The sequence below is a fragment of the Micromonospora sp. CNZ299 genome (assembly GCF_002754415.1).
Map to the genome: position 1 here is coordinate 3532201 of NZ_PEFG01000001.1, position 18104 is coordinate 3550304.

General features: G+C 69.7%; 14 protein-coding genes. 8 read left to right on the top strand and 6 right to left on the bottom strand.

Annotated elements, in window-relative coordinates; translation table 11 throughout:
* Positions 1-27 precede the first annotated feature (27 nt).
* A complete protein-coding gene (gene pgm / locus CLT68_RS16525) occupies positions 28-1668 on the top strand; it encodes a phosphoglucomutase (alpha-D-glucose-1,6-bisphosphate-dependent) (RefSeq protein WP_099851970.1) in 1641 nt (546 codons plus the stop codon).
* A 103-nt stretch (positions 1669-1771) separates the two neighbouring features.
* Here the strand turns inward: pgm and CLT68_RS16530 are convergent, their stop codons facing one another.
* Positions 1772-2683: an NAD(+)/NADH kinase gene (locus CLT68_RS16530; protein ID WP_393391241.1), complete on the bottom strand. Its 912-nt coding sequence runs from the start codon at positions 2681-2683 to the stop codon at positions 1772-1774.
* A 258-nt stretch (positions 2684-2941) separates the two neighbouring features.
* On the opposite strand from CLT68_RS16530, the gene CLT68_RS16535 reads away from it, so the two are divergent.
* On the top strand, positions 2942-3460 hold the full coding sequence (locus tag CLT68_RS16535; RefSeq protein ID WP_099851971.1) for a DapH/DapD/GlmU-related protein: 519 nt from the start codon (positions 2942-2944) through the stop codon (positions 3458-3460).
* Positions 3461-3500: 40 nt separating this feature from the next.
* On the opposite strand, the gene CLT68_RS16540 is transcribed toward CLT68_RS16535, so the two are convergent.
* Positions 3501-5537, bottom strand: coding sequence for a hypothetical protein (locus CLT68_RS16540; protein WP_099851973.1), 2037 nt, complete (start codon positions 5535-5537; stop codon positions 3501-3503).
* A 205-nt stretch (positions 5538-5742) separates the two neighbouring features.
* Here CLT68_RS16540 and CLT68_RS16545 point away from each other — a divergent pair, with 205 nt between their 5' ends.
* From CLT68_RS16545 to CLT68_RS16565, 5 genes are all read left to right on the top strand, one after another.
* Entirely contained in the window at positions 5743-6699 is a 957-nt protein-coding gene (locus CLT68_RS16545; protein ID WP_099851974.1) for an NAD-dependent epimerase/dehydratase family protein, read from the top strand.
* A 152-nt stretch (positions 6700-6851) separates the two neighbouring features.
* Positions 6852-8165, top strand: a complete 1314-nt coding sequence (locus tag CLT68_RS16550; RefSeq protein ID WP_158240893.1) for an oligosaccharide flippase family protein — start codon at positions 6852-6854, stop codon at positions 8163-8165.
* A gap of 71 nt (positions 8166-8236) precedes the next feature.
* Complete coding sequence (locus CLT68_RS16555; RefSeq protein ID WP_099851977.1) at positions 8237-9253, top strand: glycosyltransferase; 1017 nt, start codon at positions 8237-8239, stop codon at positions 9251-9253.
* A gap of 32 nt (positions 9254-9285) precedes the next feature.
* The gene (locus CLT68_RS16560) at positions 9286-10527 is read left to right on the top strand and encodes a glycosyltransferase family 4 protein (RefSeq protein ID WP_099851979.1); all 1242 of its coding nucleotides are present in this window, start codon (positions 9286-9288) and stop codon (positions 10525-10527) included.
* Between the two features lie 5 nt (positions 10528-10532).
* Positions 10533-11789: a glycosyltransferase gene (locus CLT68_RS16565; protein WP_099851980.1), complete on the top strand. Its 1257-nt coding sequence runs from the start codon at positions 10533-10535 to the stop codon at positions 11787-11789.
* Positions 11790-11856: 67 nt separating this feature from the next.
* Here the strand turns inward: CLT68_RS16565 and CLT68_RS16570 are convergent, their stop codons facing one another.
* The 4 genes from CLT68_RS16570 to CLT68_RS16585 all read right to left on the bottom strand — a co-directional run bounded on the left by CLT68_RS16570 (position 11857) and on the right by CLT68_RS16585 (position 16730).
* Positions 11857-13332: an O-antigen ligase family protein gene (locus CLT68_RS16570; RefSeq protein ID WP_099851982.1), complete on the bottom strand. Its 1476-nt coding sequence runs from the start codon at positions 13330-13332 to the stop codon at positions 11857-11859.
* Positions 13333-13492: 160 nt separating this feature from the next.
* Entirely contained in the window at positions 13493-14407 is a 915-nt protein-coding gene (locus CLT68_RS16575; protein ID WP_099851983.1) for a dTDP-4-dehydrorhamnose reductase family protein, read from the bottom strand.
* A complete protein-coding gene (locus CLT68_RS16580) occupies positions 14404-15708 on the bottom strand; it encodes a glycosyltransferase family 4 protein (RefSeq protein ID WP_099851985.1) in 1305 nt (434 codons plus the stop codon). Before CLT68_RS16580 ends, CLT68_RS16575 begins: the two co-directional genes overlap by 4 nt.
* Entirely contained in the window at positions 15705-16730 is a 1026-nt protein-coding gene (locus CLT68_RS16585) for a polysaccharide biosynthesis protein (RefSeq protein WP_354980502.1), read from the bottom strand. The genes CLT68_RS16580 and CLT68_RS16585 overlap by 4 nt, the downstream gene beginning before the upstream one ends.
* A gap of 235 nt (positions 16731-16965) precedes the next feature.
* Between CLT68_RS16585 and wecB the strand changes: the two genes are divergently transcribed.
* Positions 16966-18090 (top strand): non-hydrolyzing UDP-N-acetylglucosamine 2-epimerase, encoded by a 1125-nt coding sequence (wecB, locus tag CLT68_RS16590; protein ID WP_099851989.1) that lies wholly within the window; start codon positions 16966-16968, stop codon positions 18088-18090.
* Positions 18091-18104: the final 14 nt, after the last annotated feature.

Genomic DNA, 18104 nt, shown 5'->3' on the forward strand with positions numbered 1-18104 from the left:
CCCGTACTCCCCGAGGAGGATCCCGCAGTGACCCACCCCCGTGCCGGCCAGCCCGCCGAGCCCGCCGACCTGGTCGACGTGCCGCGCCTGGTGACCGCCTACTACGCCGAGCATCCGGATCCCACGGACCCGGCGCAGCAGGTCTCCTTCGGCACCTCCGGGCACCGCGGCTCCAGCCTGCGCAACGCGTTCAACTCCGACCACATCCTCGCGGTCACCCAGGCGCTCTGCGACTACCGGCGGGAGCAGGGCCTGGACGGGCCGCTCTTCCTCGCCCGCGACACCCACGCGCTCTCCGCGCCGGCCGCGGTGGACGCCCTGGAGGTGCTCGCCGCCAACGGGGTCACCGTGCTTTTGGACAGCCGCGACGGCTACACCCCCACGCCGGCGCTGTCGCACGCGATCCTCACCCACAACCGGGGCCGCACCAGCGGGCTCGCCGACGGCATCGTCATCACCCCGTCGCACAACCCGCCCGACGACGGCGGTTTCAAGTACAACCCCACCAACGGCGGGCCGGCCGACACCGACGTCACCAGGTGGATCCAGGACCGGGCCAACGCCATCCTCGCCGCCGGGCTCAAGGAGGTCCGTCGGATCACCTACGCGCGTGCTCGGGCCGCCGACACCACCGGGGAGTACGACTTCCTCGCCCACTACGTCGACGACCTGCCCTCGGCGATCGACGTCGACGCCATCCGCGATGCCGGGGTCCGGATCGGCGCGGACCCACTGGGCGGGGCCAGCGTGGCGTACTGGGGTGAGATCGCCGAGCGGCACCGCCTGGACCTGACCGTGGTCAACCCGACGGTCGATCCGACCTGGCGGTTCATGACCCTGGACGGCGACGGCAAGATCCGGATGGACTGCTCCTCGCCCAACGCGATGGCGTCACTGATCGCCGCCCGCGCCGACTACCAGATCTCCACCGGCAACGACGCGGACGCCGACCGGCACGGCATCGTCACCCCGGACGCCGGCCTGATGAACCCCAACCACTACCTGGCGGTGGCGATCGGTCACCTGTTCCGTACCCGTACCGAATGGGGTCCGGACGCCGCGGTGGGCAAGACGCTGGTCTCCTCGTCGATGATCGACCGGGTCGCCGCGGACCTGGGTCGGCCGCTGCTGGAGGTGCCGGTCGGCTTCAAGTGGTTCGTGCCCGGCCTGCTCGACGGCGCGGTCGGCTTCGGCGGTGAGGAGAGCGCGGGGGCGTCGTTCCTACGCCGAGACGGTTCCACCTGGACCACCGACAAGGACGGCCTGCTACTCTGCCTGCTCGCCTCCGAGATCCTGGCCACCACCGGGCGCAGCCCCAGCGAGCACTGGGCGGAGCTGGCCGAGAGGTTCGGCGCGCCCTCGTACGCCCGGATCGACGCCCCGGCCACTCGGGAGCAGAAGGCCGTGCTCGGCAAGCTCTCGCCGGACCAGGTCACCGCCACCGAGCTTGCCGGCGAGCCGATCACCGCGACGCTGACCACCGCCCCCGGCAACAACGCCCCGATCGGTGGCCTCAAGGTCAGCACGAAGTCCGGCTGGTTCGCCGCGCGCCCGTCCGGCACCGAGGACGTCTACAAGATCTACGCCGAGTCCTTCCAGGGCCCCGACCACCTCAAGAAGATCCAGGAAGAAGCCAAAGCCCTGGTAGACCAAGCCCTAACCGCCTAACCCCGGACCCCGGCTTACCCAGTTGATCAAGAGGTTTGAGTCACGTCGGGCGGCGTGTCATGACGCAAACCTCTTGATCACCCGGGTAAAGGGGTGGGGTGGGTTAGCAGGGTGGGGGGATTTCCTGTTGGGTGCGTCGGCGTAACTCCTCGGGGAGCAGCTCGCGGAGCTGTTCGGGGAGGAACGGCAGGTCGAGCAAGGTCATCTTCAGCTGGTTGCGCTCCTGGTAGCGCAGCGGGTCGAAACGGACCACCAGGCCGGCGTTGCGGCGGTACGTGATGTCCACGGCCCCATCCGTCGCCGCGTCGCGGAACACCAGCCCGTCCATCTCCACCACGACCGGCGACGAGTCGGGTCGGATCTCCAGCCGAATCTTTTCGTCCGCCGAGAGCACCACCGACCGGGAAATGCCGGCCATCGGCGCCGACGGCGTGATCACCACCGAGTCGGCGGCGGGGGAGATCAGTGGACCACCGGCGGCGTAGCTGTAGGCCGTCGAGCCGACCGGGGTGCTGACCACCACGGCGTCGCTGCGGTAGTAGCCGTACTGCTGACCGTCGATGGCGAGGGTGACGCTGACGAAGCCGGACCCGGGCTGGCGCACCAGCGCGATGTCGTTGAACGCCACGACGTCGTCCCCGCACACGTCGCACGCCAGGCAGGCGTGCGACTCGATGGTGAAGTCCTTCGACAGCAGCCGGCTCAGCGCGTCGGGCAGTTCCGGCGGCTCGATCTCGACGAGAAACCCCAGATGCCCCAGGTGTACGCCGAGCACCGGCTTCGGGTCGCGGATGGCGGAGCGCAGCGCACCCAGCATGGTGCCGTCGCCGCCGACGCTGATCAACGCGTCGGCCCGGGCGGCGACCTCGTCCGCCGGCACCGGTTCGACGCAGGACGGCACCCGGTGCCGGTCCTCCTCGCGCACGATCAGCGTCTTGCGGTGGCGCGTCGCCCACCGTTCGATGATCCCGACCACCTCGGTGACATCCCGGGTGGGGTGCAGCACAAGTCCCAGCCCCGACACCCGTACAGCTCATCACATCGGTGGCGGGCGCACCCGGCGTACACCGGAAGGTGTGGTGGCACGCCGAGGGCGTACCCGCAGGTGTACGGCGGCGACCGTGGTCGGTCCGGAGCGGAGCGGCGCTCGGGTGTTCCGTCACCTCGGCTCGACGGGATCGTTACGGAGGTGTTTGATCCGATCACGTTGTGCCATGTTCTCCGCCGATTGCTCAGTAAGTGAGGTCGACAGGTGCCCAGTCGCGTTCGCACGATGATCCGCAGGGTCCAGGACCACCTCGCCGGCTCCCGTGATCCGGAGGCGTTCGCCCGGTCACTTGGTGTGAAGCTGAACGGCCGGGTCAAGTTCTACGCGGTGAACCGTGCGATGTTCGGGTCCGAGCCCTGGTTGATCACCATGGGGGACAACGTCTACATCACCGCCGGGGTCCAGTTCGTGACCCATGACGGGGGCACCCTGATCCTGCGCAAGGACCATCCCGAGCTGGACTGGACGGCCCCGATCACCATCGGCAACGACGTCTACATCGGCATGCGGTCGATGATCCTGGCTGGGGTCAATATCGGTAACAGGTGCGTGATCGGGGCGGGGTCGATCGTCACCCGCGACATCCCGGACAACACCGTGGCGGCCGGAGTGCCGGCTCGCCCGCTGCGCACCACCGACGAGTACCTGAAGCAGTTGCAGGCCAAGTCGCTGGGCATCGGCCATCTCGCCGTCCAGGCGAAGCACGAGGCGATCAAGAAGATCTACGGGGTCACGACGGTCTGACGCTGCCGACGTCCCACCAGCCCGGGCTTTGCGACGCGCCCTAGGCCCGCCGGTAGGCGACCCGGGGCGGGGGCAGTTGGTGAACGCCGTCGATCGTGATCGTCCCCAGTGCGCCGGTCACTCCGGTCGACTCGTAACCGAACCGATCGCCGGTCATGGCCGCCGAGCTGGTACCGAGGTTCAGCGTTGCGGCGCTGGCGGTGGCAATGGCCCGCAACGTGGGCGGGGTGGTGGGGCCTGCCTGCCACACGTGCCCGTACCAGTGCCAGCCGACTGGTAGGACCACCGGGGCGGCCAGGACAGATTCCTTCACCCCTGTGGACGTGACGTCGAGTGTGCCGAAGTCGGCGATCGGGCGAACCAGCACCGGTCGGCCGGTCGTCGGGTCGTGGCTGTACACGCCGTGCCGCAGGACACCTGTGCCCGCTCCCGTCACCTCGATGCACACCCGGTCGACCGGGGTGGCGTCGGCCAGGTACATCGGATGCAGCAGGAGGCGCTGGTAGGTGCCGGTGTAGGTGGTGCTGAGGGTCGCGCCGGCCACGGGCAGGAAGTAGCTACCCACCCCGTCCGTCGCCCCCGGCAGGGCCTCCATGCGTGGCCGGTCCGGCTCCGCGCGCCACATGCCGTACCCGGGGGACGTCGACACCTCGTACGGGATCCCGTCGGCGGTGATCCGGTCCGGGACCCGGAGGTTCGTCGGCCCGGCCGGAACGAGCTTCCGGTTCAGCAACTCTGTCGCCAGCATTCGAGCGCCCTTGACCGCACCGACCCGTTCGATCATGACGAAGTCGTGGGTACCGTCCGACACTGTGATCTCGGTGGCGGTCATGGGTGGGGCCAAGTACCGGCGGTAGGCGGTGCCAGCCGCCGACTCCCCGGGTTCGAGAGTGCGCCCCCACACCAGCTGCGGATAGTTCTTCTTGAAGCTGGAGCTGATGAACCAGCCCTTTGCAGTGGTGTGCCTGACCCGAATCTGGGGATGCCCGTCACCGATTGGCAGCAGGCCGACGGTGATGCCCCACTGCGGGATGCCATTCGCGTCGACCGCCCACTGGGTCATGCTGCTCGCCGGCATCAGCGGGTTCTTCAGGGTCGCCGGGGTGATATCGGTGAGCGCGGGAAGCGTGTTGATATCTGCCCAACCCGACCAGTCCAGGGTGCCAGCGACTCCCACGTTCGGCATGAACTGCCGGCGGGTACCGCCCGTCGGCGCGGTCAGCGGGAAGCACTGGGTGACACCCATGTTCAGAGTGAACTTCTGCAGAGCGGTCACCCGCTGGGCGACGATCAGCGTGCCCCGCGACCAGCGGTACATATTGGCGACGTGGCACAGCGAGGGTACCTGCGACATGATCGTGGAGATCGGTGTGCCGATGTTCGCCTGCGCGGTGTCGATCATTCCTTGGTACGACGAGATGGTGTACGACTCCTCGATCGTCAACGCCTGCCCCGTCGACGTGCCGTCGGGGACCGGCCGGCCGTCCAGCTCGACGGTCACCGTGCGGGAGTGGGTGGCGGGGAAGATCTGCACGGCCGGAATGAGGATGTTCTGGATCGGCACGGTGGCCGCGTGGGACGCACCCGACAGGTGGGTGAGCTGCGCTGATGGTGGGGTCATCACGCCCCGGGCGATGCCGTCGATGACCGTGTACGGGTTACCGAACAACAGGTTGCCGCCGTCGATGATTGCCAACAGGGTGTAGACGCGCGTCCCGTCGGTCCACCGCGAGCCCACGTCGGCCGTCGTCTTGCCGTGGTTGGCCAGGGCGATCCGGTTGCCGATGCTGTAGCCGTGGTTGCCGCCGACGTACGACCAGCCGGTGTTGATCGGACAGTTGTCGTCCGACGTGTCGTGGATCTTCGTGCCGATGGTCGAGGGTACGACCGGCCAGACCTGGGCGTCGGTCGCGGTCGTCGGTACGAGCATGACCTGCGGGAGGCCAGCGTGCCACAGGCCGACCATGGCGGCGGGAGGGTACGCCAGATTCGCCGGCATCATCACGTCGCGGGTGTTGTCGAACCGGGACCGGATGGAGAGTGTGTTGCCGCCCCGGTACACAGTCAGATCGATCATGGTTAACACCTCTGGCACTCATCCTCGCCCCGCCTCGTGGCCGCTGCCATCGACGAAAGGGTGAGCTGCGCTCCCGTTCGTGTTGGTGCTTGCGTCAGTTGCGCCGTCTAGCCGGATTTGCCCCTCTACGTTGCGGGCTTCCCGTTACTGCACGCTGCCTCGCTCGATGTACAGGTGGTCGGTCCATACCCCCGAGAGGTTGTTCATGCGCATTCTGATCACTGGCGGGGCCGGTTTCATCGGTTCGAACCTGGCCCGCGCCGCGTTGGTCGATCCTGCGGTGAAGGAGGTGGCCATCCTCGACGACCTGTCGGTCGGACTGCGGGGCAACCTCGACGGGCTGGATGTCGACTTCGTCGAGGGGTCGATCCTGGATCCCGGTGCGCTGGACGCCGCGATGGCCGGGCGGGAGGCCGTCGTCCACCTGGCGGCGCTGCCCAGCGTGCCCCGTTCGCTGAGCGACCCGCTCGCCTCCCACCACGCGAACGCGACGGGCACGCTCATGGTCCTCGAGGCGGCGCGACGGCACGACGTCGGCCACGTCCTGGTCGCCTCCTCCTCGTCGGTCTACGGGATGAACCCCGCGCTGCCGAAGGAGGAGCTCACTTGGACTCGGCCGATGAGTCCCTACGCCGCCAGCAAGCTCGCCACCGAGGCGTACGCGCTCGCCCACCAGGCATCGTTCGGTCTGCCGACACTGGCGTTCCGGTTCTTCAACGTGTTCGGCCCCGGGCAGCGGCATGACCATGCCTACGCTGCGGTCATCCCCCGGTTCGTCCACGGCGCCCTGCGCGGGGAGCCCGTGGTGCTGCACGGCGACGGCACCCAGTCCCGCGACTTCACCTTCGTCGGCACCGTGTGCGAGGTCATTCTCGACGCACTCCGTCGGCGCGTACACCACCCGCACCCGGTCAACCTTGCCTTCGGCGCGCGGGCGAGTCTGCTGCAGGTGCTTGACGAACTCACCGAGTTGCTGGACCGCCCGATCGCCCGCGAGTATGCGCCGCCCCGCGTCGGGGACGTCCCCCACTCGTTGGCGGACAACACCACGCTTCGGGCGCTGTTCCCGGACGTCGTGCCGGCCGACAGGACCGACGGGCTCCGGGCGACGATCGAGTGGATGGCCGGGCTGTTGCACGTCGAACACGCCGCACAGCGGTGACCCAGAAGTCAACGAGCAGGGCAGAGCGGGCCCAACTCACCGCCGACCCGCCCCTCCCACCCCCCGACCCCGGCGCACCGGCCACGACGGAGGTCCAATCCCGACGCGGCCTGTCGCGGCTCCTGTCCTCGGGACGCGACCACAGACTCAGCGTGGACATCGCCACATCCCTGGTCGCCAAGGGGGTCGGTCTCGCCGCGCCCCTGGTCATCACCCCGGCGTGCTTCCGGTACCTCGGCGACCAGCGCTACGGCCTGTGGATGGCGATCACCGCGCTCACCGGGATGGCCTGGTTCGCCGACCTGGGGCTCGGCAACGGCCTGCTCACCCGGCTCAGTCTTCTCGCCGACGACCCCCGCCAGCGGGCACGGGAGATTTCCAGCGCGTACGCCACACTCGGTGTGGTCGCGTTGGCCCTGCTGGCCGGACTCGTCCTGATCGAACCCGTGGTGCCCTGGTCCCGGATGTTCGGCGTCACCGACCCCGCCATCGCCGCGGAGGCGTCGGCCCTGGCCCTGCTCTGCTTCGGGGCCTTCGCGATCAACGTTCCGCTCTCCCTGATCCAGCGGGTCCAGTACGCTCGCGCGCAGGTCATCCAGAGCAACGCGTGGCAGGCGGCCGGTGCCCTGTCCTCGATGGTGGCCGTGCTCGCCGCGATCGCCGCCGGGAGTAGCCCGCTGACGGTGATCGCCTGCGCCGTGCTGGGCGTCCCGCTGACCAACCTGATCAACACCGTCGTCTACTTCTGGCGGCAGGAGTCCACCGCACGACCGCGACCCGGGCTGGTGCACCGGGCCACGGCGGTGGGTCTGCTCCGGCTGGGCCTCCAGTTCTTCGCGCTCTCGGCGATGTCGTCGATCGCGCTGAACGTGGACAGCCCGCTTATCGCACACGTGCTCGGGCTCAGCGTCGCCGCGTACTACGCGGTCGTCGGGAAGCTCTTCGGCGTCCTGTCACTGTTCGTCGCGTTGGTCGGGATGACGGTCTGGCCGGCAAACGGGGCCGCCCTCGCCCGCGGCGACACCGCCTGGGTACGCCGGACCACCCGACGGATGGTGCTGCTCAACGGCCTGATCGTGGGGACAGCCGGGCTCGTGCTGGTCGTTCTCGGTCATCGGCTGCTCGACGTGTGGGTCGGTGGGGTCGACACGGCGGTGGTGCCGGTCGCCGTCCTGGCTGGGCTTGCGCTCTGGTCGTTCCTGGTCGCGGTCGCCTCCCCGCTGCTTCTCGTACAGAACAGCATCGGTCTCCTCCGCCCGCAGTTCGTCGGCTGGGCGGCCTTCCTGCTGCTCGCGACGGCGCTGAAGCTCGCAGGGCTGCGGGAGTTCGGGCTGGTGGGCCTGCCGCTGGCCGGCTGCCTGGCCTACCTGCTCACCATCTGGCCCGCCGCCATCGCGGGGTACCGGCGCGCACTGGCCAGGTCGGACCGTGTCACCACGCGCAGCGGGTCCGAGGTGGCGGTGTGACCGTCCGCCGTCCAGGCCGGCGGGGATCGTCAGCCGGCCGGTCCTCTTTCAACAGCTAGGGGAGTCCTTCGATGAAACAGGCGCAGATCGTCATCGACGCCGCGGGCGGGGCGGGCGGCGGTGCCGGACGTCTCAAGACGGAACTCGACGCCTTCCTCGCCGATGGCGCCGCCCCGATCCGGGTCATCGGACGGGACCGCCACCTCACGCCGTCGTGGCTGGTGCGGCGCGAGGTCGTCGCCGCAGGCGCCCCCGTGCTCGTCTCGCTGAACAACGTCTCGTTCGCCTGGCGCGGCACCGAGCGGCGGGTGCTGGTGCACAACGCCCTGCATTTCCTGGCACCCAGCGAGGGGCGGCTGTTGACGCTGCAACCCCGGTCGCTGCGGGCGCAGATTCCTGTGGTCCGGCGGATGCTGCATCGGGCCGACGTGATCGCCGTTCCGTGCTCGGCCATGGCGCAACGGGTTGCCGACCGGGTGCCGGCGGTACGCGACCGGCTGCTGGTGCTCGCGAACCCGGTCAGCCCGGTCGGCCCCCGGGTGCCCACGGACGAGGTGTCGATCCTCGTCCCGGTTGTGCCGTCACCGTTCAAGAACGTGGTCGCGGAGGTCCGCGTGCTGCTCGCCGCGCTGGACCGACGCCGGCACCCGGCCCGGGTCCGGATGACCGCGCACCCCCACGATCTGCCGGATGACCTGGCCCGGCATCCGCGACTGGATCTGCTGGGGCAGCTGTCGCACCACGAACTCTCCGAACACTGGCGCCGGACGACGGCCGTCTTCTTTCCGTGCCTGGTGGAGTCCTTCGGCTACCCGCTGGCCGAGGCACGCGTCTACGGCCTACCGGTGCTGGCACCGGACAGCGCGCAGTCCCGCGAGGTCGCGGGCAGTGCCCTGACCCCGTACCGCACTGCGGACGTGGCGAGCCTCGCTGACGCGCTCGACGAGATCGACCGGACGGTGGTCCCGGAACCGGACGCGTTCGAGCGGGGCGCGTACTTCACTCGGCTGCTGGGACTGGATCGGGAGCGGCCGGGCCGCCAGGTCGACAGGTCGGCGGCAGCCGTTGCCCGGGCGGTCCGCCCGTGACGAGCAGCCGAACGGCAGCACAAGGGGGCGGAATGTCCGAGGACGTGTTCGGCAGCGTCGGCGTCGGCCCGGGGAGTCGGAGCGACGACGGCCGGTGCCGGGTGCTGCGGGTCCTCGGCGAGCTGAACTTCGGGGGTACGGAGATGCGGACCGCCGAGTTGCTGCCCCGTCTCGCAGCCGCCGGGACGGAGGTCCACTTCGTGACGCTCAGCGACCGGATCGGGCCCGGGCCCCTGGCCGAGGCGGCCGTCCGACACGGTGGGTCGGTCATCCCGATCCCGCTCGACGCCCGGTTCCCGCTGCGCTTCCTCCGGCTGCTGCGGCGGCTGCGCCCGGACGTGGTGCACGTGGACTGCGCGAACTTCTCCGGCGTGCTTCTCTGCCTCGCGCTGCTCGGCCGCGTACCCACCCGGGTCGCCCACTTCCGGGGTGACGACAACCAGCACCGCAACCTGCGTCGGCGGGCGCAGCGGTGGGTCTGGAGACAGCTCCTGCGAGCGTCGGCCACGGACATCCTGGGAGTCTCGCCCAGCGCTCTCACCTGTGGCTATCACCGGGCCTGGCGCGACGACCAGCGGTGTCAGGTTGTGCTCAACGGTCTGGACCTCGACCGGCTCCACCGGCCGACCGGTCACCACCTCCGGGCCCTGACCGGGGCCGGCCCGGACGACCTGCTCTGCGTGAGCGTGGGCCGGGCCTCGCCGGAGAAGCGGCGCTGGCTCCTGCCACCGATCCTGGCCGGTCTGCGCGATCAGGGCGTCGACGCCCACGTCGTCCTCATCGGCCCCTCGGACGACAACGACGAGGCCCGCGTGCGAGCCGCCGCCGCTGAACACGGCGTCGCCGACCGGGTACACCTGCTCGGCCCACGCGACGACGTGGGCGGCCTGCTCCGCCAGGCCGACGTTGTCGTACACCCGTCCTGCCTGGAAGGCCTGCCGGGCGGTGTGCTGGAACCCATCGCCCTGGGGATCGGCACTGTCGCCGCCGACCTGCCCGGTGTGCGCTTCATCGACGAGCACCTGCCCGGAGTCACCATCGTCGACACCGACGCGGCGCCGGCGGTGTGGGCGGCGGCGGTGGCGAGCGCCGCCGGCCACACCATGGCGACCGATCCCGACACGGCTGGCAGACGCTTCCAGTCGAGCCCCTTCGCGATTGAGGCGGCAGTCGAGACGCACCTGGCGATCTACCGGCGGCGGCTGCCCGAAGGCCCGCCGTCCGTACCCGTTGTCAAGAACAGAAGTCGGCTGCCCGCCGCTTCGGAACGGTGAGACAGATGAACGACCAGACGACGGTGCTCGGCACCGACCACGGGAGGCTCGACGGCCCGGCGCGGCGGACAGAGCAGCCACGTCCGCTCCTGATCGGCCACTACCGCTTTCCGTACGGTGACGCCACCTCCAACCGGTTGCTGCAACTCGCCCGGTGTGCGGCGCCGCACGGCACCCACACCCTGGTGGTCAACGACTGGCCGTCCGACGGGTCCGTGCCACCGCAGCGCGACGAGGTCGCCGGCATCGAGCTGATCACGCTGCGGACCTCGGGCGGGAACCGTGTCACCCGGATGTCGGCCCGCCTCGCCCGTCCGGTCCGGGTGGTGCGGGCGATGCGCCGTCGGGGTGTGGTGCGCGGTGACGTCTCGGTGGTGCTGTTGCCGATGGCCATGATGACCCTGGGCAACTGGGCGGTGCTGCGGTTCGCGCTGCGCTGCCCGGTGGTGGTGGACGCGAGCGAGCGGCACGACCGTCGCCAGTTCCGGCGCGGCTGGCTGGCCCCGTACTTCGTTCGGCACCGCTGGTCGACCTTCCTGGCCACCCGCCTCGTCCACCGGGCCATCGCGGTGTCGACCACCCTCGGCGGCTATTTCGAACGGCGTGGCCTCGACGTGCTGGTGGTGCCGCCGCAGGTGGACTGCGACGAGTTCGCCGAGCCGCGGCCGTCGTCGCTGACCGCTGGGCTGCGGTTGCTGTACGCCGGCACCCCCGGCCGCAAGGACATGCTCGACGTCATCCTCCGCGGGATCAGCCGACTGTCACCGCAGGACCAGGCACGGGTACGCCTCACCATCGCCGGGGTCACCCGCCAGGACGCCGCCGCGCTGTCCGACCTGGACGTATCGGTGCTGGACTCGGTGTCGGCCGAGGTGACGTTCCTCGGCCGGGTGCCGCGCGACACGGTGCTCACTCTGCTGTCCGAGGCGCACTTTTCGCTGTTGGTGCGCCCCACCGGGGGATACGCCGCCAACGGCTTCCCGTCCAAGGTGCCGGAGAGCCTCTCCGCCGGATGTCCGGTGATGCTCAACTACACCAGCGACCTCGCCGCGTACGTGCGGGACGGCGTGGAAAGCCTCGTGCTCGACGGCAACGGTCCAGAGGACGTCCAGCGCGGCATCGAGCGGGCGTTGCGCCTGCGGGACGAGGACTGGGCGGCGATGAGCCGAGCGGCCCGCAGGACGGCCCGCGAGTCCTTCGACCACCGGGCCTGGCGGGCACGGGTGACGGCCTTCCTCGACCCCACGGGTGCGGCGAACTGACGCGCGGGTTCCGAAACGACCGACGGCCGCCCCGGTGGGGCGGCCGTCCGGCATTCCTGGTCGGGCGTTACCGCACGGGCACCCGTTCCCGCCGGGCCGAACCGTGCGCACCGGCCGGCTGCCGCCGACCCGTCGAGCTGTGCGGGTACGGTCCGCCGTTGGCACGTCCCGAGATGTACACGGCGGCGGGAACCCCGGAGAAGTGGCGCCCCGAGCGGGTCTTCACCAGGACGCCGGCCACGGCCAGCCAGAACACGTACGGGTAGGGCTGACCCATGCCGAACATCGTTGACTCGGTGACCTGGATCAGCAGACCGGTGACGATGAGCCAGACCAGACCCGAGTTGAGTGCGCCGATGGGGGCCAGCAGTACCGCCCGCATCGCGGCGAGCAGGAGCAGGAGCAGCGGGGCGACGCCGATGACCCCCAGCTCCAGCAGCCACTGAAGGTAGCTGTTGTGCACCAGGTTGACGCTGACGTCGAAGAAGCCGTTCTGACGGGTCTGTTCGAACAGGTGGATTCCCGACGCGTAGCCGAAGCCCAGCGTCGGACGGCTCTGCCACAGCTCGTAGGCCGCCTGCCAGGTCTGGGTGCGTCCGTTGGAGAGATCGCCGTTGTCCGGGTCGGTGAACCGGGCGGCGAAGGTCTGCGCCCAGGTCGAACCCACGACGCTGGGGACCATGCCGAACAGGTACGCCAACCCCAGGCCCCCGACCGCTACCACCAGCAGGCGTGCCATCGGCCCGGCACCGTGCCGGAGCACCACCCAGAGGCCGCCGACGACGACGGCGATCAACGCGGTGCGGGACTCGGTGAGCGGGACGGCGATGAGCGCCGGCACGACGCCGAGCAACTGTGCCCGCTTGCGCGACTGCTGGTAGAGCGCCCAGCCGAGCGGAATCGTCAGGGCACAGATGATGCTCAGCATGTTCGGGTTGGCGTACAGACCCTGGAAACGGTCGTTGAATGAGGTGGCCGACGCGCGACCGGCGATCCCGTAGCCGAGACTGACAACGAGCGACAGGCTGAGCACCGCGTAGACCACGTGCAGGTCGGTGGCCACGGCCGCTGTGTCGGCCCACCGGCGGCGCAGCAACACGTGGGCGAGCGCGGCGAGGAGCAGCAGCGCGACGCCCTGCTGGAGGGTGTGCAACGGGGCGATCGACCACACGCTGCTCAGCGTGGCCAGCCCCGCGGTCGCCCAGAGCGCGGCGATGAACAGGCGCGTCCAGTTGTCGGCTGGCCGGATCCGGCTGTCCCGCCCGTTCAACGCGCAGACGATCAGGCAGCCGACCGCGAGGTACCGCGCGTAGAAGCTGAAGGTGACCAGCGACGGCATGTTCGACGAGGCGCAGACCAGCAGGATCGTCGCCACGGCCAGGATCCGTCGGAAAGCGTCGAGGCGCCGCGTGAGATAGAGCGCGGCGATCAGGAGCGCCACACCGGCGGCGATCATCGGTTCGTCCAGGGCGAAGGCGGTCGTGACCGCCGTGAGACAGACTGCCCCGACGACGAGGGCGACGAGGCCAAGGCGTTCTACCACGTGATGTCCTTCGGCTCCTGCCGGCCTGGATCGGCGTCGGCTGGTGGTCCTGGTCGACTGCGGGGATGGGGCGAGGAGAGTGGCCCCACCGGTCCGTCGTTGTCGCGCAGATGTGTCAGCGGAGAGGCCGGCCGGCAGCCGACCCCTGGTGTACGTGCGGTCAGACCGGCGCGGTCTGTCGGCTCGCCAGTGCCTCGGGGATGCTCCACCTGGCTCGCGCGTCGTGCATCAGCCGGATCATGTCCGGCCATGCCGGCGGCCGGTAACCGGTGGCCTGCGCCAACGCGTCGGCGCGCATCGACCGGTCGATCACGAAGTCGACGTCCGGCAGCAACTCGCCCCGCCAGCCGTACACGTCGGCGACCAGCCGGAGGAGGTCGTACTTCGAGATGGGCTCCGCGGCGAGGTGGTACAGCCCGGTCAGGTCCTCGCGGGGCAGGATGACCTCGCGCAGCAGTCGGGCGAACTCGACGGTTGTCACTCCGCTGTAGATCGCCCTGGTGAACCCGCGCACCAGACCCTGTTGGGAGAGGAACCAGTCCAGCAGCGACCGGTTCGTGGTCAACTCGTGCCCGATGATCGAGGTGCGCAGGGTGAGCGCGGGAGCCGACCTGGTCTCGCCCAGCAACTTGGACTGCCCGTAGAGGTCGGGTGGGTCCGGCAGGTCGTCCTCCAGGTAGCCACCGCGCCTGCCAGAAAACACGCAGTCGGTGCTGACGTGCACGAGCCGGTTGCCGAGTTGAGCGCAGGCGTCGGCCAGCAGGTGCGGGAAGAGCGCATTGAGCATCACAGTGTGGACGGCATCCTGGACATCCGGGCGCTGCTTGATCACGCCGACACAGTTGACGACGACGTCCGGGCGGATGTCGTCGATCACCTGTCGCACCTGGTCGAACCGGCTGACGTCGAGGGCGGGGGTGATCCGGGCGAGCAGCTCGGGCGAGAAGAGGTGCGCGCGGCCCTCCATGCTCCGCGCGGCGCCGTACACGTCAAGCCCTGGATCCTCACTCAGCTCCCGGACGAGTGCGTGGCCCAGCATCCCGGTCGCTCCGAGGACGAGGACGCGTCGGGTCATCGTGACTCCCTGTCCCGGCGGGTGCCGCTCCTGGCCCGCCGTGCCGCTTCGGTGAGCAGGTCGGCGAGGACCTGCACGTTGGTCGCCTGACTCATGTGGGTCAGGTAGTGGTGCCGGCCCGCCCGCCCCATCGCCCGCAGCCGCGACCGCGGCGTCTGCCTGGCCTGCCGGACGACCTCGGCCAGGCTCGCCGGGTCCTCCGGTCGGGCGTCGAAGCCGGCGCCGGCGTGCCGGACGACCCGGGCGGCGTCGCCGGGCGCGCAGGCGAGCACGGGCTGGCCACAGGCCAGGATCGACTGGACCTTGCTGGGCAGTGTGATGCTGAACAGCGGATCGTTCGCCAGGGATACGAGGTGCAGGTCGGCGGCTGCCATCCGGGCCGCCAAGCGGTCCGGCGGGACCTGGTCGAGGAAGTGGACGTGACCGGGTCGGCTCCGTGCCGCCTGCGCGATCAACGCGTCCTTCTCCACCCCGTCGCCGACCAGGACCAGGTGGACGTCCGGCAGGTCGTGCAGCCGGGCCACGGCGTCGATCACGGTGTCGAGTCGCTGCGCCGGGCCGTGGTTGCCCGCGTACATCAGCACGAAGTCGTCGTCGCGCAGGCCGAGCCGGGCGCGTAGGCCGGGCTCCGGTTCGGTCGGCTGCATGACCTTCTCGTCGGCCCAGTTGTAGACCACCGAGACCTTCTCGGCCGGGACGCCCCGGGCGATGATCGTGTCCCGCAGGCCGGGCGCCGGGACCGTGACGTGATCGGCCCAGCGGTACGTCCAGTCCGTGAACCAGCCGAGGCTCGCCTCCGCGAGCCGGCGGGCCACCCCGTCGGTGAGGAAGCCGGTGGCGAAGATGGAGTCCGGCCAGAGGTCCAGCACCATGGTCACGTACGGGGTGCCCCAGCGTCGCCGTGCCGTCATGGCCGCGGCCGTGGCGGTGACCGGCGAGGAGTAGACCAGAGCGACGTCGGCGTTGCGCAGCACGGACGCGCCGAGCAGGGACGAGGACGCCGCCCAGCTCAGGTAGTTGGCGGCCCGGCCGACCGCGGACCGGTCGTGGCTCGGGTGCAAAGGCGTACGGACGACCCGGGAGCCGTTGCGCAGCTCGACGGTCCGTCGGCGGGCCGAGTATCCGTCGTACACGACGCCCTTCGGATAGTTCGGCACCCCGGTGAGCACGTCGACGTCGAAGCCTTGTCGGCGCAGCGAGTCGCTGATGCCTTCGGCGAAGGGCGCCGGTTCCGGGGGGAACCACTGACTGACCAGTGCGACCCGGTCGGGCCGTCCGCCATTTCTGGCCGGGGCGCTCACGCCGCGACGGCGTCGAGGTGCGCCCGCACCTCCGGCAGGTTCAGGAGCAGCGACTCGATCTCCGGAACGACGAGACGCCGGGTGTTGTGCGAGTTGAAGTCCTGGGTGCCCCGGTCGACGCTGCCCTCCTCGAAGTAGAGGGCGTAGTTGAGGTCCCGGCTGTCCACCGGCACCCGGAGGAACTCCCCGAAGTCCTCGGCGCGGGACAGGTCCTCGCGGCTGGCGAGGGTCTCGTAGAGCTTCTCGCCATGCCGGATCCCGAGGACGTTCATCTTGACGGGGACCCCGAACAGGTTGCACAGCGCCGTCGCCAGGTCGCCGATGGTGCAGGCGTCTGCCTTACGGATGAAGATGTCGCCGGGCTGGCCGTGCCGGAAGGCGTGCTCCACCAGGTCCACCGACTCTTCCAGCGACATCAGGAAGCGGGTCATCGTCGGCTCGGTCACCGTCAGCGGTGTCCCCTTGCGGATCTGGTCGATGAACAGCGGGATCACCGAACCCCGCGAGTACATGACGTTGCCGTAGCGCACACAGCAGACGCGGGTCCGGGCGGCAGGGTTGTTGCGCGCGTGAGCCTGCGCCACCTTCTCCATGAGCGCCTTCGTCATGCCCATCGCGTTGACCGGGTAGACCGCCTTGTCGGTGCTCAACAGCACCAGAGCTTCGACGCCGTTGCGCTCGCACGCGTCCACGACGTTGGCGCTGCCCAACACGTTGGTCCGCAGCGCCTCCAGTGGAAAGAACTCACAGGAGGGGACCTGCTTGAGAGCAGCGGCGTGGAAGACGAATTCGGTGTCCCGGCTGGCCTTGGCCACGGAGTCGTAATCGCGTACGTCGCCGACGTAGTAGCGGACGCGGTCGTCGCGGATGCGGTGCCGCATCGCGTCCTGCTTCGACTCGTCGCGGCTGAGTACCCGCACCTCGGAGGCCCCGGCGTCGAGCAGGCGACGGACCATGGTCTGGCCGAAGGAGCCAGTCCCGCCGGTGATCAGGAAACGTCGGTCCGAAAGCGAGGAAATCACTTCTCCTCCAGCCCTCTCCGCCATTTCAGGGGAGTTCGCAGTTTTCATAGATCCGGACCATACCGTCCTAAGCAGACCAATGACCCAGGAAGCCGGATAACCCCTGACAAATTTGGTAAGCGACTAATTTTCATTAAAAATGCCGCTACCACCGGCTATCTCGACTCGTTTGTCCAACGATCGAATTGCCGGCCCGAGACGGAGTCCGGCGCAGTCATCGGCGAAGGGTGGACACATGACACGGGTGATGACCGTGGTAGGGACCCGACCAGAGATCATCCGGCTGTCCCGGATCATGACCGCGCTCGACGAGACCGTGGAGCACGTGCTGGTCCACACCGGGCAGAACTGGGACGCGACCCTCTCCGATGTCTTCTTCAAGGAGTTGGGGCTGCGGGAGCCGGACCGGTCGCTGCGGGTGGACACGTCCTCGCTGGGACGGGTTCTGGGCGGCGTGCTGACCGGCATGGAGACGGCCATCACCGAGTTGAGGCCGGACGCGCTCCTGGTCCTCGGCGACACGAACAGCAGCATCGCCGCCCTGATGGCACGGCGGATGCGAGTGCCCGTCTATCACATGGAGGCCGGCAACCGTTGCTTCGACCTCAACGTCCCGGAGGAGACCAACCGGCGTCTGGTCGACCACATCGCCGACTTCAACCTGGTCTACAGCGAGCACGCCCGGCGCAACCTGCTCGCCGAAGGGCTTCACCCGCGCCGCATCCTGCACACCGGCTCGCCCATGCGTGAGGTGCTGGACCACTACGCCGCGGACATCGCAGGTTCCGGAATTCTGCGCCAGCTCGATCTCGAACCCGACGGCTACTTCGTGGTCAGCGCCCACCGGGAGGAGAACGTCGACCAGCCGGCCCGGCTGCGTCGGCTGCTCGACTGCCTCCGCGCCGTACGGCAGACCTGGGGGCTGCCGGTGCTCGTCTCCACCCACCCCCGCACGCGAAAGCGGCTGGAGGCCCTGACCGACGTCGACCTCAGCGCCGACGGCATCACCTTCCACGAGCCGTTCGGTCTGTTCGACTACGTACGCCTGCAGAGCCAGGCCCGGTGCACCCTCTCCGACAGCGGCACCATCAGTGAGGAGGCGGCGATCCTCGGCTTCCCGGCGGTCACCCTGCGCGACTCCATGGAACGTCCGGAGGCACTCGACGCGGGCGGAATCATCATGACCGGCCTCGACCCGGAGGGCGTGGTCGAGGCCATCGGGGTCACCGTTGCCCAGGTCGCGGCACGGGGCGTGCCCTGTCCGGCCGACTACCAGGTGCCGGACACCTCCCGGCGGGTGGTCGACTTCATCCTCTCCACGGTCCGCCGGCACCACGACTGGGCGGGCATCCGCCGCTGAGACCGGGACGCCAT